This is a genomic window from Streptomyces sp. NPDC093109, from assembly GCF_040701725.1.
GTDB lineage: Bacteria > Actinomycetota > Actinomycetes > Streptomycetales > Streptomycetaceae > Streptomyces.
This window is the reverse complement of sequence record NZ_JBFBEZ010000013.1, coordinates 22,068-43,230: the sequence shown is the minus strand read 5'-3', so window position 1 is coordinate 43,230 and position 21,163 is coordinate 22,068. Positions and strand designations below refer to the sequence as shown.

The following is a 21,163-nucleotide window of genomic DNA, read 5'->3' as shown; positions in this document are numbered from 1 at the left end:
ACCCCAACAGCCGGGCGCACGGAGTGTCCGGAGGGTGCACAGGGGGCGTGCCCCGCTCACGGCGGGCCCCGTCAGGACCGGCCGGCCTTCCACCGGTGCCGGTGCGGGCCCCGCCTGCCGGGCATGGCAGTCTTAGAGCTGCGTAACTGGAAATCATGTACTTGGGTTCGGGCGAGGAGCGGTCGCAGTGCAGCGCTGGCGTGGCTTGGAGGACATCCCCCAGGACTGGGGGCGCAGCGTCGTCACCATCGGCTCGTACGACGGGGTGCACCGCGGACACCAGCTGATCATTGGCCGCGCCGTCGAGCGCGCCCGTGAGCTGGGTGTTCTCTCGGTCGTCGTGACCTTCGACCCGCATCCCAGCGAGGTCGTCCGCCCCGGCAGCCACCCGCCCCTGCTCGCCCCGCACCACCGGCGCGCCGAACTGATGGCCGAGCTGGGCGTGGACGCGCTGCTGATCCTGCCGTTCACCGTCGCCTTCTCGAAGCTCTCGCCCGCCGACTTCATCGTCAAGGTCCTCGTCGACAAGCTGCACGCGCGTGCCGTCATCGAGGGCCCCAACTTCCGCTTCGGCCACCGCGCCGCGGGCAATGTCGCCGTCCTCGCGGACCTCGGTCCGACCTACGACTACGAGGTCGAGGTCGTCGACCTCTCCCTCAGCGGCGCGGCGGGCGGCGGCGAGCCCTTCTCGTCCACCCTCACCCGCCGGCTGGTCGCCGAGGGCGATGTCGCGGGCGCGGCGGAGATCCTCGGCCGCCCGCACCGCGTCGAGGGCGTGGTCGTACGCGGCGCCCAGCGCGGCCGTGAGCTGGGCTTCCCCACGGCCAACGTCGAAACCCTCCCGCACACCGCGATCCCCGCGGACGGCGTCTACGCGGGCTGGCTCACCGCCGCCGGCGAGCGCATGCCCGCGGCCATCTCCGTCGGCACGAACCCGCAGTTCGATGGCGTGGACCGCACGGTGGAGGCGTACGCGATCGACCGGGTGGGGCTGGACCTCTACGGGCTGCACGTGACGGTGGACTTCCTGACGTACGTGCGGGGCCAGCGGAAGTTCGAGTCGATCGAGGCGCTGCTGGAAGCGATGGCGGCGGACGTGAAGCAGGCGCGAGAGCTGACGGCGTAGCCGTCTTTTTTGGTCCGACCCCGGCGTAAAACGCGCATCCGGGGATGCGCCTCCGGAGTGCCCCGGGACCCCGGCACGGACACCACCGGCCGCACCCGCGCCGTACCGTCAAAGACCACGGCCCCTCACCGGGAGGTGACACGCCACGGATCGCGCCGCCCCACCCGCCAGCACCCCGAGCGGAGCGCTGCGGCAGCGATCCGCCACGCCCGCCCGGTCCGCCTCGCCCGCGGCCAGCGCCTGGCAGCGTTCGTGGAAGCGGCAGCCCGGTGGGATGCGGGTGGGGTCCGGGGGTTCGCCCGTGAGGACGATCGGGGGTGTGGGGGACTCCGGGAGGACGGACAACAGGGCCTGGGTGTACGGGTGCTGAGGTGACGTCAGGACGTCCTCGACCGGGCCGGTCTCCACGATCCGGCCGAGGTACATCACCGCGACGCGGTCCGCGATGTTCCACGCGAGTCCCAGGTCGTGCGTCACGACCAGCGCGGACAGGCCGAGTTCGGCGCGCAGGGACAGCAGGAGCGCCAGGATCTCGCCGCGTACGGACGCGTCGAGGGAGGCCACCGGCTCGTCGGCGACGATGAGTTCCGGTTGGAGGACGAGCGCGCCCGCGATGACGACGCGCTGGCGCTGGCCGCCGGAGAGTTCGTGCGGGTAGCGGAGGAAGAAGCGTTCGGGCGGGCGGAGGCCGGCCCGGGACAGGGCTTCGGCGACGGCGGCGCGTTCGTCGCCCGGGTGGCCGTGGATGCGCAGGCCCTCGGCGACCGCGTCGTACACGGTGTGCCGCGGGTTGAGCGAGCCGCTCGGGTCCTGGAGGACGAGCTGGACGCGTTTGCGGTACGCCTTGAGGGCGCGCGAGCCGTACGACAGCGGTTCGCCGGCGAAGGTGACGTGGCCGGCCGTGGGCGGGACGAGACCGAGGAGGGCGCGCGCGAGGGTGGTCTTGCCGCAGCCGGACTCGCCGACCAGGGCGACGATCTCCCCGGCGCCGATGCCGAGGTCGACACCGTCGACGGCGCGGGCGGGCGGGGCGCCGCGGCGGCCGGGGAAGGCGACGTGGAGTCCGGTGGCGGACAGCAGGGGGACCCCGGGACGTGGATCCGGCGTGGCGGTCACGACGGCACCGCCGCGCCGACCAGGACACAGGCCGCGCGCCGTTCGGGGCCCGCCTCCCGCAGCGCTTGGTCGTCGTCGGCGCAGCGGTCGAGCGCGACCGGGCAGCGCGGATGGAACGTACAGCCGCTCGGCAGCGCCGACGGGTCGGGCGGGTCGCCGGGGAGCCCGCGCGGGGCGCGCCGCGAGGCGGGGTCGCCGATGCGCGGGAAGGCGGCGGAGAGCGCGTGGCCGTACGGGTGGAGCGCGGTGTCGTACACGGCGCGCGCCGGTCCTTCCTCGACGACGCGGCCCGCGTACATGACGGCGAGCCGGTCGCAGGTGTCGGCGAGGACCGCGAGGTCGTGGCTGATCATGAGGAGGCTGATGTCGTGGTCGGCGACCAGCCGCTCGATCAGCCGCAGGATCTGCGCCTGGATCATGACGTCGAGCGCGGTGGTCGGCTCGTCGGCGACGATCAGCCGGGGGTCGCAGGCGAGCGCCATGGCGATCATCACGCGCTGGCGCTGGCCACCGGAGAGTTCGTGCGGGTAGGCGTCGGCGCGGGCCGCGGGGAGGCCGACCTGTTCGAGGAGCGAGACGGCGCGGGTACGGGCGGCGGCCGGGGTGGTGTGCTGGTGGAGGAGGACGGGTTCGGCGATCTGGTCGCCGATCCGGTGGACGGGGTTGAGTGAGTGCATCGCGCCCTGGAAGACGATCGAGGCGCCCGCCCACCGTACGGCGCGGAGCCTGCCCCATTTCATGGTGAGGACGTCCTCGCCGTCGAGCAGGATCTCCCCGGAGAGCGTGGCGGTGGGCGGCAGCAGCCGGAGCAGGGCGAGGGCCAGGGTGGACTTGCCGCAGCCGGACTCCCCGGCGATGCCCAGCTTGCGGCCCGGTTCGAGGGTCAGGCCGACGCCGCGTACGGCGGGGACGGCGGCGGGGCCGGAACCGTAGGTCACATGAAGGTCTCTGATCTCCAGCGCGTTCACCGGGACACTCCCAGCTTCGGGTTGAGTACGGACTCGACGGCACGTCCGCAGAGGGTGAAGGCGAGCGCCACGAACGCGATCGCGAGGCCGGGCGGCGCCAGGTACCACCAGTGCCCGGAGGAGACCGCGCCGGCCTCGCGCGCGTCCTGGAGCATGCCGCCCCACGAGATGATGATCGGATCGCCGAGGCCCAGGAAGGCGAGGGTGGCCTCCGTGAGGATGGCGGCCGAGATGCCGAGCGTGGTCTGGGCGAGCACCAGCGGCAGCACATTGGGCAGGACGTGGCGCGTCATGATGTGCCGGTGCCCGCCGCCGAGCGCGCGGGCGCGTTCGATGTACGGGCGGGCCTCGATGGCGATGGTCTGGGCCCGGACGAGCCGGGCGGTCGTGGGCCAGCTGGTGACGCCGATCGCGAGGATCACCGTCCAGAGGGACCGGGACATGACGGTGGCCAGCACGATGGCCAGGACGAGCGTGGGCATCACCAGGAACCAGTCGGTGACGCGCATGACCACGGTGGCGAACCAGCCGCCGTAGTGTCCGGCGACGATGCCGACCAGCGTACCGATGGCCACCGACAGCGCGGCGGCCAGCAGCCCGACGGTCAGGGAGACCCGGGACCCCCAGACCAGCAGGGAGAGCAGCGGGCGCCCGAACTGGTCGGTGCCGAGCGGGAACCGGGCGCTGGGCGCCTCCAGCGCGGTGCCGGGCGCGTCGGTCACGCCCTGGACGTCGGCGCCGACGAGCAGCGGTGCGCACAGGGCGACGAGCGCGATGAGCGAGAGCCCGGCGAGGCCGAAGAGGCCGCCGCGGTGGGTTCGGTACTGCTGCCAGAAGCGGACCAGCGACGCGCGGCGGCGGGCGCGTGCGAGCGCCGCGGCCGTGGGAGGCACGGCGGCGGGCTCCGGCGTGGTGTTCTCCTGAGTCATCGGCCCACCCGGGGATCGAGCAGCGGATAGAGCAGGTCGGCGAGGAGGTTCATCAGGATCATCGCGCCGGCGAAGACGACGAACAGCCCCTGGACGAGCGGCAGATCGGGCACGCTCAGCGCCTGGTAGAACAGCCCGCCGAGGCCGGGCCAGGAGAAGACCGTCTCGACGAGGATGGAACCGGCGGCCACATGGCCCAGGTTGATGAAGACCATGGTGACGGTGGGCAGCAGCGCGTTCGGCACCGCGTGCCGGCGGCGTACCAGCGCGTCCCGCAGCCCCTTCGCCCGCGCCGTCGTCAGATAGTCGCTGCCCATCTCGTCCAGCAGGGACGACCGCATGACCAGCAGCGTCTGCGCGTAGCCGACCGCGACCAGCGTGACCACGGGCAGGACGAGGTGGTGGGCCACATCGAGGACGTATCCGAAGCCCGAGGAGTTACCCGACTCCATCCCGCCGGTGGGGAACATGCCGGGTACTGGCCCGATGCCCACCGAGAAGAAGATGATCAGCAGCAGGCCGAGCCAGAAGGCGGGCACGGACCACAGGATCAGCGCCACTCCGGTGGTGATCCGGTCGCCGAGTCCGCCGCTGTGCCAGGCGGAGCGGGTGCCGAGCCAGAGGCCGAGCGCCGAGTAGATCACCACGGCGACGCCGGTGAGCAGCAGGGTCGCCGGCAGCTTCTCGGCGATCAGCTCACCGACCGGCGCCCGGAACTGGTACGAGATGCCCAGGTCGCCGGTGAGCGCCCTGGCGCAGTACTCGGTGAACTGCTGCCACAGCGGCAGATCCAGCCCGAACTGCTTGCGCAGGGTGGCCATCTGCTCCGGCGATGTCGGCATGCCGTGGGTCATGGCGCGGACCGGGTCGCCGGGGACGATCCGGAAGAGGAAGAAGCTGGTGACGAGGACGGCGAGCAGCGAGACGGCCGCGCCGCCCAGCTTGCCCGCCACATAGAGCGGATACGCGGTCCTGGTGCCGGGGGCGGCGGTACGGGCCTGGCCCCCGGCGGGCCCGTACCGCCCGGGGCCGTCGGCCGCGTCCCGTACCGTCCCGGTGGTGCCGGCGCCGCTCATGGGCTATTCACGGTCTTCCGCGGTGGTGCGGCGGCGCCTCAGGACGAGCCCACCGGCTGCGGCGGCGGCCACCACGACCACTCCGGTCCCGATCAGCACACCGGTGGCGGCGGAGCCGCCGGAACCGCCGCTCGACGCCCGGTCGGCGGGGACCGCCGACCACCAGCTCCAGTAGCCGTCCTGGCCCCAGAGGTTGCCAGCGGCCTCCGGCATCGTCGTGATCGACTTGATCTGGTCGGTGCGGTACGCCTCGACGGCGTTCGGGTAGGCCATGACGTTCATGTACCCCGTGTCGTACAGCCGCGACTGGATCTCCTTGACCAGTGTTGCCCGCTTCGCCGTGTCGTACTCCACGGCCTGCCGCGCGTAGAGCTCGTCGTAGCGCTTGTCGCAGATGAAGTTGTCGGTGGAGCCGCTGTCCTTCGGCGTGGCGGGGAGGGAATCGCACGTATGAATGGAGAGGACGTAGTCGGGATCCGGGTTGACGGACCAGCCGTCGAAGGCCAGATCGTAGTCGCCGGCCTGCCACGGGTCGGAGACATTGTCGAGGCACTCGACCTTCAGCCCGATGCCGAGCTTCCCCCACCACTCCTGGAGGTACTTGCCGATCGCCTTGTCGTTGGGTTCGGTGGCATGGCAGAGGATCCGGAGGTCGAGCGGCTTGCCGTCCTTGCCGGTACGCCTGCCCGCGCTGTCCACCCGGTAGCCGGCCCGATCGAGCGTCCGGGCCGCCGCCGTCGGGTCGTAAACGATCTTCTGACCGTCCGGCGGCTGCCAGAAGTACGACGCGAAGCGCGGCGGGATGTACCCCTGGCCCTCGACGGCATGCCCCTGGAAGACCTTGCCGATGACGGTCTCGCGGTCGACAGCCTGGAAGAGCGCCTTGCGCACCGCCGGATCACGCAGCGCGGCTGCGCCGTTGCCGAACTCCGTGCCGTCCTTCGACCGGGCGCCGGGATTGACGGCGAGGGCGTAGAAGCGGCGGCCCGGCGCGTCGTTGACCTTGATGTTCTCGACGCTCTTCAGCGCGGCGGCCTGGGCCGGGGTGAGGTTCGGGGCGAAGGACACCTCGCCCTTCTGGAGCGCCGCGACGGCCGCGTCCCCGTCCTTGTAGTACTTGAATACCAGCTCGTCGAACTGGGGCGCGCCGCGCCAGAAGTCCTTGTTCGGCTTGAGCTTGACGTACTGATCGACCTTGTAGTCCGTGATGATGAACGGGCCGTTGCCGACGATCGGGAACGTCTTGTCGTTGTTGAAGGTGGCGAAGTCGCCGACCTTCTCCCATATGTGCTTCGGCACGATCGGCACGTCGAGCGCGACCATGGTCGCCTGCGGCTTCTTCAACTCGATGACCAGCGTCTGCGGGTCGGGCGCAGTGACCTTCGCGAAGTTCGCGGTGAAACTGCCGTTGCCGACGGCCGCGTTGGGGTCCGTCATCATCTTGTTGAACGTCCACGCGGCGTCCTCGGCGGTCGCCGGCCGGCCGTCGGACCACTTCGAGTCCCCGCGGATCGTGTACGTCCATGTCAGCTTGTCCGCCGACGGCCGCCAGGCGGTGGCGAAGCCCGGGACGGTGTGCGCGTCCTTGGGGTCGTAGTTCGTCAGGTACTCGTACGTCAGCCGGTGAATGCTGGTGCTGGTCAGCTGCTGGGCGAGAAAGGGGCTGAGCGAGTCGATGCTCTGCCTGATCGCGACGGTGAGCACTCTCCCGCCGTCGTCCGCCCGCGCCTGCTGGGCCGGGAGCAGTGGGCCGAGGGGGAGTACGGAACCGGCCACGAGCGCGCCGGACGCGGCACCGGAGGCCAGGAGCAGCCGCAGACGCCGGGGGCGGGGGTGGGAGTGGTGGGGGGCGGGCTGTCGCGCGGTGCGCGGGAGGGCTCTTGCGACCATGGGACGGTGACCTCGTGTTATCACTCGCACGGAGAAGCCGGGGTGACGCTGGTTCGCCAATTGGTGAAGCGAAGGTCTACCAGCGCTCGTCCGGTCAGTCAACGGTCCCTCAAACCCCTTGTGGTCTGCGGTAATACGCCGAGGGGCCGCACCGTGGAGAACGGTGCGGCCCCTCATTGGTCTCGACCTCTGAAGCGCTACTGCTGAGGCGCTGGCGGTACGGGTGGGGTTCCCGGTGGAGGCCATTCGCCGGGCGGCACGGGACCCGACGCACCCGGCACACCCGGCTGCCCCTGGGCGACGGGCGGACCCTGCGGGGGCTGCGCCTGCGCCTGCGCGGGGGGCTGCTGCCACCCCTGCTGGGGGCCGGGCTGCTGACCGTACTGCTGTTGCTGTTGCTGTGGCGGGTAGGGGTACGGGTAGGGCGGGGGCTGCTGCTGGGGATTCGGGTACTGCTGAGGCGGGTACGGGTACGGCTGTCCTGGCGCCGGCTGCCCCGGAATGGCCTGGCCCTGCATCGGCTGACCGGGCATCGGCTGGCCCTGCATCGGCTGGCCCGGCCCGCCGGGCATCGGCGGCGCGAGGTGCGGCGGCGGATTGCCGTCCGCGGTCCACAGCCCCTGCGCCTGCTGCGCCCGTACGAAGTCCTCCGCGACCAGGGCGGAGAGGTGGAAGTACGCCTCACGCGTCTTGGGCCGCATCATGTCGAGGTCCACCTCGGCACCGGCCGCCAGATGCTCGTCGAACGGCACGACGACCACCCCGCGGCAGCGCGTCTCGAAGTGCTGCACGATGTCATCGACCTTGATCATCTTGCCGGTCTCGCGGACCCCGGAGATGACCGTGAGGGAGCGCTGTACCAGCTCGGCGTACCCGTGCGCGGACAGCCAGTCGAGCGTCGTGGACGCGCTGCTCGCACCGTCTACGGAAGGCGTCGAGATGATGATCAGCTGATCGGCGAGGTCCAGCACCCCGCGCATCGCGCTGTAGAGCAGACCGGTACCCGAGTCCGTGAGGATGATCGGATACTGCTTGCCCAGCACCTCGATGGCGCGCCGGTAGTCCTCGTCGCTGAACGCGGTCGAGACGGCCGGGTCCACGTCGTTGGCGATGATCTCCAGCCCGGAGGACGCCTGGGAGGTGAACCGGCGGATGTCCATGTAGCTGTGCAGATGCGGGATCGCCTGGACCAGGTCCCGGATCGTCGCACCGGTCTCGCGCCGGACGCGGCGGCCGAGCGTACCGGCGTCCGGGTTGGCATCGATGGCCAGGATCTTGTCCTGCCGCTCGGTGGCCAGGGTCGAACCCAGCGCGGTGGTCGTCGTCGTCTTGCCGACACCGCCCTTGAGGCTGATGACCGCGATCCGGTAGCAGGAGAGGACCGGGGTGCGGATCAGGTCGAGCTTGCGCTGACGCTCGGCCTCCGCCGCCCTGCCGCCGATCCGGAAGCGCGAACCGCCCGTCGAGGGTCGGCTGCTCTTGGCCTTCGGCTTGTTGTTGCGAAGCAGCCGGTCCGAGGACAGCTCGACAGCCGCCGTGTACCCGAGCGGGGCACCGGGCACGGACCGCTCACGGTGGTCGTGCGAGACGGGCGACGGCCAGCCCGCTCCGGAGCGGGGGTCCACGGGCTGCGGCCCGGGGGCGGGCTGCTGCTGCCCTTGAGCCTGCGGTTGGGGCTGGGGCTGGGGCTGCGGCTGATGGAACTGGGGCGGCTGCGAAGGCTGCGGGCTCTGCGGAGCGTACGGACCCTGCTGCGCGGGGAAGTACGGAGCCGCGGGTACGGGCCCGGGGGCGGGCGCCTGCTGCGGGAAGCCGTAACCGCCCTGAGCGGCGGGCGGCTGGGGCGCGGCGGCCGGGTACGGCCCCGGCCGGCCCTGGCCCGGCTGACCCTGCGCCTGCGGGGGCGGGAAGCCGTAACCGGCGGGCGGCGCGGCGGCGTTCGGCCCGGGAGCGGCCGGCTGCTGAGGCTGCGGCGCGTACGGGGCTTGTGGGGCCTGTGCGGCCTGCGGTGTCTGTGGCACCTGTGCTGCTTGCGGCGCGGGAGGCTGTCCCTGCCGCTGCTGCGGGAAGCCGTAACCGCCCTGCTGGGGCTGAGGCTGGGCCTGGGCCTGGGGCTCGGGCTGCTGGGGCGGCCATCCGTACGGAGCCGGTGCGGCGGCCTGCGGCTGAGGCTGCGGGGCCGGCTGAGGAGGCTGCGGCTGCTGGGGCTGCTGCGTCACGGGCCACTGCGGACCGGGCGCCGGGGCGGCCGGCTGGAACGCGGGCGGCAGCGGGGGCAGTCCCGGGGCGGGCTGCGCGTTCGGCGGCGGGGCCCAGGGCAGCGCAGCCTCCGGGCCGGCCGGGGGAGTGTCCTGAGGCACGGCGTCCGCGGGTGCGGCGTCGCTGGGTGCGGCGTCGGTGGGGACAGCGTCGGTGGGTACGGAGTCCGCCGGGGCCGCGTCGGCGGGAACGGCGTCGACCGGCACGGAATCAACGGAAGGGCCGTCGACCGGGGTGACGTCGACCGGGGTGGCGTCTGCGGGCGCGGCGTCGGCGGGGACGGAATCCTCGGGTGCCGCGTCCGTGGCCGCGGGCTGGGCGTTGGCGGGCTCGGTTGCGTCGGTGGGTTCGGCGGCGGCGGGTTCGGATGCGGCGGGTTCGGTGGCGCTCGCGGCAGGGGCCGGGGGCTCCTCCTCGGGCCCGCCCTCCTCCCGTACCGCCGCCGAATCCGCGACCGCCGCGCCGGCATCCGCCGGAGCCTCGGCCTCGGCCACCGCTTCGCCCGCCGGGACGTCCGGCGTGGTGGTCGTATCCGCGCTCTCGGCGGTGACCTCGGGCGCGGAAGGGGGAACGTTCACCCCTCCGTCGGCCGCTGCCGGTTCGGCGGGTTGGGCGGGTTCGGTGGGTTCTGCGGGCGCGGCGGCGGCTTCCGCCGCCTTCTGCTTCGCGGCGTCGATCTCCGCGAACTCCCGCTTGAGCGCGGCCGGGGAGAACCGCATGGTCGCCCCGCTCTCCACATCGGCGCCCCCGTCACCGAAGGGCTGCGCCGCCGGCGGCGCCTGAACCGGAACCGGAGCCTGAGGCGGAACCGGAGCCTGAGGCGGAACCTGCTGCGGCTGGGGCTGCTGCGGTGCGGGGACGGCCGACGCCTGGGCCTGGTTCGGCGCCTGGGCCTGAACCTGCGGTGCGGGCGCCGCCGGGGGCGGCTGGTTCGGCGTCCAGTTCGGCTCGTACCCGCGCCCCGCGGGCAGCCCCGGTACGGCGACGGGCGCGCCGTCGGGCGGCGGGGGCATCTGGGCGGCGGAGGGCGCGGGCGCCGGCGCCGCCGACGCGCCACCACCGGACGTGTCGCCCGGTGCGTTCTGCGTGTACCAGGCGGGCGGGGTGTAGTCGATGGTGAACTCACCCGTCATCTCGGGCTCCACGTCGGACTGATCGTCCGCGGCGGGCCTGTTCCAGCCTCCCCGGATCTCGTCCCGCTCGCCGTTCACTTTGCCTCCTGATGTGGTCGAGCACCCTTGTGCCGTGGTGGGTGGGGGCGACCGAATCCGTCCGTCCGGTCAGCCCGGCTCTTCCCCATTTGATGCCGCGGCGCGCCTGCCCCTGTCCGGCTGCTCCCGCGCTCGCACCCACCCTAATCGTCACCGGCGTCCCTATGTCAGGGCGGACCGGTCACGACCGTGCCCAAGTACGCCACCGCCGCCCGTAAACGGGCCGGGCGTGGCTCCGGATGAGGGGCGAAGGAGTTGAATGCGCATATACCGGCACTGATTTCGGTCACCGCGCCGCGCGCGGGCGCCACTCAACAATCCGGTCTCGGCCTGGCGCGACGTACATCGGCTTGCATCCGCCGATGCCGGTCGGCACAGGCCGACTCCGATCGACACCATATGTTCACGCACACGAAAGGGGCGCACTCGTCCGAGCGCGCCCCTTTACGGTGTCAGTGCAGATCGAACTCACCGTCACGCGCGCCGAGTACGAACGCCCGCCACTCGCCCTCGGTGTACCGCAGCACGGTGTCGGGGTCCAGCGACGACCGCATCGCGACGGCTCCACCGGGCAGATAGGCGATCTCGACCCGCTCCTCGTCCGGACTGGTGCCGGGGGCACCCAGCCACTCGACACCCGAGATGTCGAGGGCGTACAGCTCGTCCTTCTCCTGCGCGCTCCCCATGAGCCAGGATTCCTTTCGGTAACGGCTTCCGTAAACGGCTTTGTCAACGGCTTCGGTATCGGCTTCGGTATCGGCCGGGATGGATGTGCCGGTCATGCCGGTCAAAGCCACTTCGGCATCTTAGGACAGCTCATTGACCGAGATGGGGTACTCCGGCAACGCGGAGTCAGTCCATTCGGCGGGCCACACCCAGCAGCCCGGTCTCCGCGTCGGTCGGGCTGGTCATCACCCAGTGCCGCTCCTGCCCGGCGCACCAGAGCGTGACCCCGTCGGCCAGCGTGGGCAGCGCCTCGCGCTCGGCCCGGGACAGCCCCAGGATGCGGCTGGTCTGCTCCGCCTCCTGCGGCGATATCCGCTGGACACCCACCAGCCTGGCGTCCCGCATCAACCGGGGCGCCACCGGGCTCAGATACGGCAGCAGCGTCATCACGGACTGCCAGGGTGCCGACACCACGCGCCCGCGCGGCGGCCGCATCCCGCAGTCCCGTATCACCACGACCGGGCTGCCGACCGTCGCCCCCATCGGGGGTACGCGGCCCACCTCGTGCAGCGTGACGCACTCCAGGCCCGCGCCGGCCGCCTGGGCCAGCATCGTCCACGCCTGCGGCCGGCCGGTCTCGACCGCCACCCGCGCCCCCGTACCCGCCGCGCGCAGCGCCAGCACCTGCGCCGACCACAGGCCGCCGATCAGCAGTACGTCGTACGGAGTCGACCGGTGGAAGCCCACCAGCTGCGGGCGGCCCTCCGCGTCGTCGCCGAGGACCACGCCGTCGTCCCCCACCGGCAGGGCCAGCGAGCCCAGATGGTCCACGGCCATGGTGTGTCCCGCGTGGCGGGGGCCGCGCAGTCCGCGCGCCGTGCCGAGTCCGGCGGTCATCGCGCTCCTCCCAGGGGCAGCGTCGCCAGCACGCCGGGCAGCTGCTCGCGGTCCAGCCGGATCAGCCCGACCTTCGCGTGGCGCGCGGCGCCTTCCAGTACCCGTCGCACCCGTACCAGCTCCGTATCGCTGCCGCCCGTGATCCGCACATGGCCGGCCACATCCATCGAGCCCCGGCGATTGCCGGGACGCAGGGTCACACTGAAGGTCGTCGCGTACGCCGGGGCCGAGGTCAGCAGCGCGACCAGCCGGGGAAGCGGAGTCGCCGCGCGCCCCAACTCGGGCCAGCGGCCCACCGCGTACGTGGTGTGCCAGCGGTCGTCGCAGCGCCACACCCGGGTGGTCTCGGCCGTACGCGCGCGGGGCGCGGCCTCCGGCCGGCTCGCCCTGGCCGAGAGCGCGGGGCTGGCACAGGCCGAGGTCGTCATCGCCGCGTTCAGCTCCTGCTGGTCCAGGACCACCGCCCGGAATCCGGCGCCCGTCATACGGCTCGCCACATGGTCCGCCACCCGCACCAGACAGCGCTGGGCGCCCTCGACACCACCGCCGCGCGCCTCCACAGCCTCCCGGCACAGCTCAGGATCCAGCTTCACCGCCACCCACGTCAGCCGCAGCGCCGGCGCGCCCGTCGCCTCCTGGAGGGGGGTGTACGAGAGCCGGGCCACCGACTGCTCGGGCAGATGCGGCGCGGGCGCGGAGCGCACCTGCTGCACCAACTGCACCGACTCCAGCACGATGTCGTCCACCTGGAGCGAGGCGCCCAGCAGGGACAGCGGGAGCGAGCGCGCGCCGGCGACCGGGCGCAGCCCCTCACCGTTCGCCTCGATCCGTATCACCGCCGTCAGAAAGCTGCCGTCGCCCAGCATCCCCACCGTGCGCCGGGCGCGGTCGACATAGGTGAACGGGCGGAAGCCCGGCACGCTCTCCGCTATCGGCGCCAGCGACGGATCCGCGTCCGCCGCTACCGGCTTCAGGGCCCGCCTGCGCGCCCGCAGGGCGAGGGCCGACGACATCCAGTCCTGGACGGCGTGCCCCCGGCGGCGCACCACCGCGAGCAGCACCAGCGCGCCCGCGACGACAAGCGTCGGCACGAGCCAGAGCCCGCCCAGCACGCCGCCGACCAGCGCCAGCGCGACCGCCGCCTCGACCAGCACCAACTGCCGTAGCTGGAAAGGGCCGACCCGGCTCGTGGCCGACAACGGCCGCAGGGTCGTCTTCGCGGGAGGTACGGGCAGGGTGTCGGTGGCCCCCGTCGCCGGTACGTTGCTGCGTCGCTTCCGGGAAGCGCCCGGGGCCCGCGCCGTGCCCCGCTCATTGCGCTCGCGCGTCGCCGTACTCATCGCCGCCTTGCCCCCCTCGTGCCGTAAATCACCATTTGATCCTGGGTGTTGACGGGGCGAACACCCTACCTGAGCGGTACGCCGCAAGCCCCAGCATGCATAGTAGGGGGCCGGTACGACAGCAGCCCCTCTCGGTGAGTGTGGCAACCTGGTCGCCGCCACGGGGGAGAGGGACAGCGGACAGATGGCATCACGACGGGATGAACTCAACGCATACACCTTCGCGAAGCGAAGGCTGATCGCGCAGTTCGTGCAACCGAACGCGACCGGTTCGGAAGAGGGAGCGCCCCGCCCGCTGCGCGCGGTACTGCCCGGCACGATCGTCGGGGTGGTGATCCTCGCGGGCTTCGGCGCCTGGGGCATGTTCAAGCCGGTGGCGCCCAAGGACTGGGACAAGCCCAGCGAGAACGTGATCGTCGCCAGCAAGTCCACCACCCGGTACGTGGTGCTGAAGACCAACGGCAAGACACAGCTCCATCCGGTGCTGAACATGGCCTCCGCGAAGCTCCTCCTGAACGGCGACAACAGCAAGGTCGTCAACGTCAGCGAATCGGTGCTCGACAACGGGAAGATCCCGCACGGCGCCACCATCGGCATCCCCTACGCCCCCGACCGGCTGCCCGACGCCAAGGAGGCGGGCGCGGCCAAGCGCTGGGCGGTCTGCGAGCGGCCGGGCGAGGGCGGCAGAGCCATCCAGAAGGCGGCCTTCGTCCTCGCCGAACGCGACCGGGCGAAGACCGACGGCGCGAACCGGCTGCGCGACGGCGAGCTGATGTACGTGGAGGGCCCGGCGCCCGACCGCAAGCGCTATGTCGTGGACGCGGGCGGCAAGGCGTACGAGGTCGCCAGGGACGAACTGCTGCTGCGCCAGCTGGTGGGCCAGGACCGCGAGCCCCAGCGCGTCTCCGCCGCCTGGCTGGACACCCTGCACAAGGGCGACGCGATCGCCTTCCCGGAGATCGAGGGCACCCCCGGCGACGACGCGAAGGTCCCCGGCGACCTGCCCGCCGATCTCAACAAGGTGGGCACGATCCTCACCGCCGCCGACGGGACCAGGAAGCAGACGTACATCGTGCTGCCGGGCCGGGTGGCACGCGTGACGGACTTCACCGCGAAACTCCTGCTCAGCAGCAAGGACCTGATCCCCCTCGGCCAGGACGGCGAGGCGAAGCCCGTCGCCCCGGGGCTGATCGAACCCCGCGAGAAGTTCGGCAGCGAGAACGACTGGCCGGCCGACTCCCCGGACCCCGTCAACTCGGCGAGCACCGCGCCCGGCAGCCGTAACACCGTGTGCAGCGTCCTGCGTTCGGTGGACACGGACAGCGGCGCCACCACCCTCAGCACCTGGGCCGGCACCGACTTCCCCGCGCCGCTGCCGACCGGGTCGAGCAGCGCCTACGTCACCCCGGGTTCCGGGCAGCTGTTCCGCCAGTTCAAGGGCTCCACGACCGGCTCGGGATTCATCTTCCTGGTCACCGACACGGGTCTGCGCTACGCGATGCAGTCCAACGGCGACACGGCCACGGACGACTCCGGCATCGGCGCCTCCGGTACGGCAAAGGAGAAGGCGGCACAGCGGGAGGCCGACCAGCAGGCCCAGAACCTGCTCGGCTACAAGGACGTCACCCCGGCGCCGGTCCCGGCCTCCTGGTCCTCGTTCCTGCCGACCGGGCCGCGGCTGTCGACGGGCTCGGCCCGCCAGCCGCAGGGCTCATGAGGGAGGGGCGAGCCATGACACCGACCGACAGCGCCCGTTCCCACCAAGGCCACCACCACTATCGCCACCGCCGCCACTTGCTGACGCTGGCGGCGGCCACCGCGCTCACGTACCTGAGCGTGCCGATGCCGCACGCGGCGGCGGACTCGTCGGCCCAGTGCACCTTCGGCGGCGAGAAGTACGAGGGCCGGCCCTGGTCACTGCAGCGCGTCCTCCTCGACGAGCTGCGTACCCAGTCGACCGGCAGGGGCGTCAGGGTGGCGGTCATCGACACCGGCGTCGACATCAAGAACCCGCAGCTCACGAAGGCTGTCGACACCAAGAGCGGCCGGAACTTCCTCCCGAAGGACCTCAAGGACGAGAACGGCCAGAAGATCGCGCGCGGCAAGGAGAACGGCACCACGGACACCGTGGGCCACGGCACCAAGGTCGCCGGCATCATCGCCGCCCGCCCGCTGAAGGGCACCGGATTCGTCGGCCTCGCACCGGAGGCCACCATCATCCCCGTCCAGCAGAACGACGCCGAGGGCCACGGCACCGTCGAGAAGCTCGTCGAGGCCATCGACTACGCCGTCCAGGCGGGCGCCGGCGTGATCAACATTTCGCAGGACACGGAGAACGCCGTCGAGCCCATCCCGGCGCTCAAGAAGGCGGTGGACGAGGCCCTGGCGAAGGACGTGGTCATCGTCGCCTCGGCGGGCAACGACGGCCTCGGCGGCAACGTCAAGAAGACGTACCCGGCTTCGTACGACGGCGTCCTCGCCGTGGCCGCCTCCGACCGCAACAACGAACGCGCCGTCTTCTCCCAGTCCGGCGATTTCGTCGGCATCGCGGCCCCCGGCGTCGACATGGTCTCCACCGTCCCCGGCGGCGGCCACTGCGCTGACAACGGCACCAGCTTCTCCGCGCCCTATGTCGCCGGCGTCGCCGCGCTCATCAGGAGCAAGCACCCCGACTGGACACAGCGGGAGGTCGTCGCCCAGATGCAGCAGACCGCCGAACGCTCGGTCGCGGGCCACGACCGCCTGGTCGGCTGGGGCGTCATCGACCCCGTACGCGCCCTCACGGAGGACGACAAGCCCATCGAACGCCCGGTCCCCCACGAGGGTTTGACGGATGCCGAGGCTCCCACCCCGGCAAAGGTTCATCTGGGGGAGTCCCCGGAAGAACGAACCGCGCGCCTCGCGACATACACGGTTGTGGGTGGCGGAGTCCTGGTCGCCGCGATAGCGGGCGGAGGAGTCGCACTCCGCGACGCGCGCCGTCGTACCAGGCGGTCGGCGGGGCGGCTGACCGCGTGAAACCGTGTGAGCGAGTGGATATGCCGCGAATCGCGGAAACCGTCCAGGTTCTCACAGATCGCGTCACCGGGAAGTGGCTTGACACATAAGACTTTTGGGGCTGTCAGACCCAATGGCTAGAGTGACATGTATGTGACCAGTGGTGTTCGCACCACGACGGTCACGGTGCGTGTGAAGTAAACGGGGAGGGTACGGGGATGGCAGGTACGGGGAAAGGCAGCGATGACGTCAGGCTGCATGTCGAAGCGCTGAAGAAATTCCGCTCGCGGGTGGACATACTGCTGAGAGATCTCCAGGGCGGCGCCGCCGGAAACACCAAGGTGGCGGCCCAGACGATCTCCCGCTCCTCCCTCAGCGGCCGCAACGTTCCTTTCGCCGAGGCGGACGGCCTGTACGCGCAGTACAGCCGGGTCCACGAGGCACTCGCCTCGCTGTCCAAATCCCTCGGCGACCAGATCGAGGTCCTGAGCATCGGCGTGCACGCGGCGGCGGTCGGATTCCACAACGTCGAGGAAGACATCCGCCAGCGGTACGCCATGATCCAGATGCGGATCGACCAGGAGCAGGAAGCGCGAGAAGCTCCGCAGAACAGCGAGCAGCACCGCACGAGTGACACATCCGGTGGGTCGTTCGATCCGGGGGAGCCGAAGTGAGTGACGAAAAGACGCAGAGCGCGGACGACAACGCCCGCGTCAGCATTCGCAACAGCCAGATCGACATCGCGCGGAGCATGGCGTCGTCCACTCCCGATTTCTCCGGCCGGGGCAAGGGCGGGGGGCCGGCCCCGGGGCCGTTCGCCAGTACGAGCTTCGAGGGCCATGACCTGAACGAAATGATCAGCCTGGTCAACAGCGCCAACCACGCGGATCTGGTCAACGCGGGCAACGCGCTCTGGGCGGCCAGGGACGCCCTGAAGGACGCCGCGACCGAACTGAAGGACTACGTCGACGCCGTCGACTGGACGGGCCAGGCCAGCGACTCCTTCGAAACCTTCGGCAACGCCCTGACCAAGCACGCCCTCAGCCTGGCGGACTTCGCCGACGTAGCGGGAACCCAGATCGCGGCGGCGGGCTCGGGGCTTGCGGAGGTACGCACGGCGATGCCGCCGGGCGACAGCAGGCTCATCAGGAAGGACGTCGAAGACTTTCAGGTCATCGAGAAGACGAGCACGAACAAGGACTACGCCGAGGCGGTGAAGGTCGAGGCGCACCGCCAGGAGGCCATCAACCAGATGTACCGGCTGGCGTCGTTCTACGCGGTGTCGGAGGAGACGCTGGCGGGGCAGCAGCCGCCGGAGTTCGCGGAGAGGGCGCCGGGGTCGGTGCCTAGGCCGAAGGGTGACATCGTTGACCCACCTGCTTCAGGCTCCGGTAAAGGAGTTGCTGATCTGTCGGGTATCGCTGCGCCGCAGTCAGCCGCAACTCGTTCAGAACTGGGCAACGTCGGTGCATCGCGTAGCCAGAACCTCGATTCGGTCGCTTCCGGGCCGAGCCGCTACCTGGACATCGACACGGCGCCCATTGCCGCAGGCGGCAATGCTGGAGACGGACTCTCCACGCTGCCGAACCGGAACGTGTCGATGGAGATCGACAGCGTCGCGGCCCCGCCGAATCCGACGACGAACGCGACGCCCCTGCCGACTTCAACGGCCAACGGCGCGCCACCGTCCGTTTCAACGCCCGGATTCGCCCCTACCTATCCCGCCGGGAGTCCTGGCCAAGGCGCCGTTGTGCGATCCACAGGCCCGGCCGGCCCGAGCAGTAGTACATCCAGGGCAGTGGGACGGGCGCCCATTGGCGAGCGCGGGGCTTCCTCTGGGGGGCGTCCTGGACCGGTGGGGCGACCAGGCGTGGCTGGCGGCAGTGGACCTATGGGCATGGGACGTGGGAGCGCGGCGGGGCAGACGCCGGCAGCGGGAAGGCCAGGTCCGGTCGGCCGACAGGGAGTTGTCGGAGGCAACCCGAGGCCCACTGGCGGATCCGCCGGCTCGCGAATGCCACGAGGAACCGTTGTCGGAGGGGAAGGCAAGGCTCCGGGACGGGCCCCCTCCGGAGGCATCGGCCAGCGCGGTGTCGTTGGTGCGAACCCTGCGAAGGGTGCCGCACGGCCCGGGGGGAGGGGCACCGCCAGTTCGAACGGGGTGGTCGGTACGCCTCGTGGCGGTTCAAAATCCGGTGCCGGATTTACGCAAGGTGGTGCGGGTCTGGTACGTGGCCCGGGAGGTCGCAAGGATGACAAGGACGAGCCGGAATCGACTGGATCGTCGCGTCCTGACTACCTGACAGAAGACGAAGAAACGTGGACGGGTAAACGGCGTGGTGCCGTACCGCCGGTGGTCGAGTAAGCACAGGAAAGGTGCGGAAGTCAGGATGACGCCAGATACGAGCCGGGCCGTGAAGTCTAAGACGCTCCTTGGCGCACGGCGCGGGATGCTCTGCACACTTGCTGCGGTTGGCGCCTGGAGCGTGGTCATCGCGGGGCAGGCTCCGGCTGCCGTCGCTGTCGACGATGTGAGGTCGAAGCAGTGGTACCTGGACGTGATGCGTGCCGAGGACATGTGGAAGGTCACCACGGGGGAAGGCATCAAAGTCGCGGTCATCGATACCGGCGTTAACGCATCCACTCCTTCATTGAAGGGGCAAGTCTTGAAGGGCTTGGACGCCACTGGTGTCGGTAAGGAAACGGATGACTACAACGGGCACGGTACGACGATGGCCGAGTTGATCGCGGGAACGGGAGAAGGCGGCGGGCTTCAAGGACTTGCTCCCGGCGCGAAGATCATCCCCTTGAGGATCTCTAACACCGAGTTCCAGAACGAGAATGATGTGAATGCGCTGGATGCCGAGGATGCCATTATGGCTGCTGCGGACAGTGACGCGCAGATCATCAGTATGTCGTTTGCCAGCGATTACTCGGCTGGCGCCGAGAGGGCTGCGGTAAAATATGCGGAGAGCAAGGGGAAACTGTTCTTTGCTGGAGCTGGAAATAATGCGGAAAAGGGAAACAAAGAACAGTATCCCGCTGCATATCCGCAGGTTGTCGGGGTCGCTTCTGCGGATAAGAAGGGCGTGGTAGCGAACTACTCGCAGTACGGAACCAGCGTGGACATTGCCGCCCCTGGGGATGACGTGCCGATCTGGTGCGACGAGAATTTCAAGAGCTACTGCGACAAGGGCCGAGGAACCAGTGTCGCCACGGCCATCGCCTCTGCCTCCGCCGCCCTGCTCTGGTCCGCCCACCCCGACTGGACTGCGAACCAAGTCCTCCGCGTGCTCTTCGAGACAGCCAGTCGCACCTGGAAAGAGGGCGACCTCAGCAACTACCTCGGCCACGGCCTGATCCGACCCGGCGTGAACATCCTCCACGGCAAGGGGGACCCGGGCGACCCGGACATCAACCCCCTCACCGACAAGAAGACGCCCAGCCCCTCAGGATCCGCCACGCCCTCCGCGTCGGAGACCGCGTCGTCCAAGGCGTCCGAGGGCCAGGCGAGCGACAAGTCGGGGGAGAAGTCCGGGGACAAGTCAGTGGTCGCCGCCACCGACAGCGGCTCAGGCAACGGCGTGCTGATCGCGGGCGTCGCTGTTGGCGTCGCGGTGCTCGCCGGGGGTGCGTTCGCCGTGATTCGTAGGCGTCGTAACGCCTGACCGCCCCGCCCGGCCCCGTTCCTGCTGACCACGTACCCGCTGACGTTCTTCTCGACGGCCACCCGGCGTCGAGACTCATGAACAACCCGGTGAGACAACAACGCCTCACCGGGTTTCCAGAGAGGAAGCTCATCGCATGGCTACACCCGCGCAGAAGGCGAATTCACAGAAGCTCGGAAAGCTTCAAGAAGACATTGCCCTGAACTTCGAGGACGTCAAGGGGCAGTTGAAGCAGCTCCAGGCGACCATCGACAGCCTGGAAGGTGCCTGGCAGGGCATCGGCGCCGGCGCCTTCAACACGAAGCAGAAGGCGATCAACGACCGGGTGGTGGACATCGGTCTGCTGCTGGTCAAGTTCCAGAATGCTATTGGGGCTGCCCGGAACATCAACAGCAACACCGAGCACGACATCGAGGCCGCCCTCCGCGGTATCAGCGTGGACGAGGGGGGCTCCGGTGGCGCCGCCTCGGCCTCCGCCGCTCAGACGACGCGGATCTCAAGCCTCAACAGCTTCTGACCTCGTAGCGGATCACGCTCACGCTCACGATTCCGGTCGCGGTCCGCCGCAACCCGCACCTGTACGTCAATCAGTAGCCCACGCACATCTCGCTGGAGGAATTCATGGCAGACGACGGCACGATGATCGTCACTTACAGCTCGCTGGACCAGGCGGCCGGTTCCATCAGGGACCAGGCGAGGAAGCTCGGGATGACGCTGGATGCCATCAAGGCGCAGATCCAGTCCGTCGCCGATGTCTGGGAGGGTGAGGCCAAGCAGGCGTACCACCAGGAGCAGGCGAAGTGGGACAAGGACGCCGCCGAGATCCAGGCCAACCTCGCCAAGATCGCGACCGCGGTCGACGACGCGAGCGTCGCCTACCGCAGTGGGGACAAGCGGGCGGCCGCGAACTTCCACTGAGTCGGTGTTGAGCCCGGATCGAGCGGGCACGTAGATGATCGGCCAGACGGGGTGGGCACGCACGGGAGGTGCCCACCCCGTCTGTGCCTCTCGACGGTCAGT

Annotated in this window: 17 protein-coding genes; 8 read left to right on the top strand and 9 right to left on the bottom strand. The window is 70.6% G+C overall.

Annotated elements, in window-relative coordinates; genetic code table 11:
- The first annotated feature begins 187 nt into the window (after window positions 1-187).
- Window positions 188-1,126: a bifunctional riboflavin kinase/FAD synthetase gene (locus tag AB0389_RS14890; protein ID WP_366395793.1), complete on the top strand. Its 939-nt coding sequence runs from the start codon at window positions 188-190 to the stop codon at window positions 1,124-1,126.
- 108 nt (window positions 1,127-1,234) lie between these two features.
- Here AB0389_RS14890 and AB0389_RS14885 read toward each other — a convergent pair whose 3' ends face one another.
- The 9 genes from AB0389_RS14885 to eccE all read right to left on the bottom strand — a co-directional run bounded on the left by AB0389_RS14885 (window position 1,235) and on the right by eccE (window position 13,478).
- Window positions 1,235-2,242 carry an ABC transporter ATP-binding protein gene (locus tag AB0389_RS14885; RefSeq protein WP_366395792.1) on the bottom strand — a complete coding sequence of 336 codons (1,008 nt, stop codon included), beginning with the start codon at window positions 2,240-2,242 and terminating at the stop codon, window positions 1,235-1,237.
- Window positions 2,239-3,210: an ABC transporter ATP-binding protein gene (locus AB0389_RS14880; RefSeq protein ID WP_366395791.1), complete on the bottom strand. Its 972-nt coding sequence runs from the start codon at window positions 3,208-3,210 to the stop codon at window positions 2,239-2,241. Before AB0389_RS14880 ends, AB0389_RS14885 begins: the two co-directional genes overlap by 4 nt.
- Window positions 3,207-4,139, bottom strand: a complete 933-nt coding sequence (locus tag AB0389_RS14875; RefSeq protein ID WP_366395790.1) for an ABC transporter permease — start codon at window positions 4,137-4,139, stop codon at window positions 3,207-3,209. The genes AB0389_RS14880 and AB0389_RS14875 overlap by 4 nt, the downstream gene beginning before the upstream one ends.
- A complete protein-coding gene (locus AB0389_RS14870; RefSeq protein WP_366395789.1) occupies window positions 4,136-5,215 on the bottom strand; it encodes an ABC transporter permease in 1,080 nt (359 codons plus the stop codon). Before AB0389_RS14870 ends, AB0389_RS14875 begins: the two co-directional genes overlap by 4 nt.
- Before the next feature lie 3 nt (window positions 5,216-5,218).
- Window positions 5,219-7,105, bottom strand: a complete 1,887-nt coding sequence (locus AB0389_RS14865) for an ABC transporter substrate-binding protein (protein ID WP_366395788.1) — start codon at window positions 7,103-7,105, stop codon at window positions 5,219-5,221.
- Window positions 7,106-7,302: 197 nt separating this feature from the next.
- Window positions 7,303-10,575, bottom strand: coding sequence for an SCO5717 family growth-regulating ATPase (locus AB0389_RS14860; protein WP_366395787.1), 3,273 nt, complete (start codon window positions 10,573-10,575; stop codon window positions 7,303-7,305).
- Window positions 10,576-11,027: 452 nt separating this feature from the next.
- A complete protein-coding gene (locus AB0389_RS14855; RefSeq protein WP_114662518.1) occupies window positions 11,028-11,261 on the bottom strand; it encodes a DUF397 domain-containing protein in 234 nt (77 codons plus the stop codon).
- Window positions 11,262-11,427: 166 nt separating this feature from the next.
- Entirely contained in the window at window positions 11,428-12,138 is a 711-nt protein-coding gene (locus AB0389_RS14850; protein WP_366395786.1) for a hypothetical protein, read from the bottom strand.
- Window positions 12,135-13,478, bottom strand: a complete 1,344-nt coding sequence (gene eccE, locus AB0389_RS14845) for a type VII secretion protein EccE (RefSeq protein ID WP_366395785.1) — start codon at window positions 13,476-13,478, stop codon at window positions 12,135-12,137. Before eccE ends, AB0389_RS14850 begins: the two co-directional genes overlap by 4 nt.
- Window positions 13,479-13,662: 184 nt before the next feature.
- Between eccE and eccB the strand changes: the two genes are divergently transcribed.
- The 7 genes from eccB (at window position 13,663) to AB0389_RS14810 (ending at window position 21,061) form a co-directional block, all read left to right on the top strand.
- Entirely contained in the window at window positions 13,663-15,195 is a 1,533-nt protein-coding gene (gene eccB / locus AB0389_RS14840) for a type VII secretion protein EccB (RefSeq protein ID WP_366395784.1), read from the top strand.
- A gap of 14 nt (window positions 15,196-15,209) precedes the next feature.
- Complete coding sequence (gene mycP, locus AB0389_RS14835) at window positions 15,210-16,496, top strand: type VII secretion-associated serine protease mycosin (RefSeq protein WP_366395783.1); 1,287 nt, start codon at window positions 15,210-15,212, stop codon at window positions 16,494-16,496.
- 197 nt (window positions 16,497-16,693) lie between these two features.
- Window positions 16,694-17,149, top strand: coding sequence for a hypothetical protein (locus AB0389_RS14830; RefSeq protein ID WP_366395782.1), 456 nt, complete (start codon window positions 16,694-16,696; stop codon window positions 17,147-17,149).
- Window positions 17,146-18,840 (top strand): hypothetical protein, encoded by a 1,695-nt coding sequence (locus tag AB0389_RS14825; protein ID WP_366395781.1) that lies wholly within the window; start codon window positions 17,146-17,148, stop codon window positions 18,838-18,840. Before AB0389_RS14830 ends, AB0389_RS14825 begins: the two co-directional genes overlap by 4 nt.
- Window positions 18,841-18,865: 25 nt before the next feature.
- The gene (locus AB0389_RS14820) at window positions 18,866-20,143 is read left to right on the top strand and encodes a S8 family serine peptidase (RefSeq protein ID WP_366395780.1); all 1,278 of its coding nucleotides are present in this window, start codon (window positions 18,866-18,868) and stop codon (window positions 20,141-20,143) included.
- Between the two features lie 136 nt (window positions 20,144-20,279).
- Window positions 20,280-20,660, top strand: a complete 381-nt coding sequence (locus AB0389_RS14815) for a WXG100 family type VII secretion target (RefSeq protein ID WP_366395779.1) — start codon at window positions 20,280-20,282, stop codon at window positions 20,658-20,660.
- Window positions 20,661-20,764: 104 nt separating this feature from the next.
- On the top strand, window positions 20,765-21,061 hold the full coding sequence (locus AB0389_RS14810) for a WXG100 family type VII secretion target (RefSeq protein ID WP_366395778.1): 297 nt from the start codon (window positions 20,765-20,767) through the stop codon (window positions 21,059-21,061).
- Window positions 21,062-21,163: the final 102 nt, after the last annotated feature.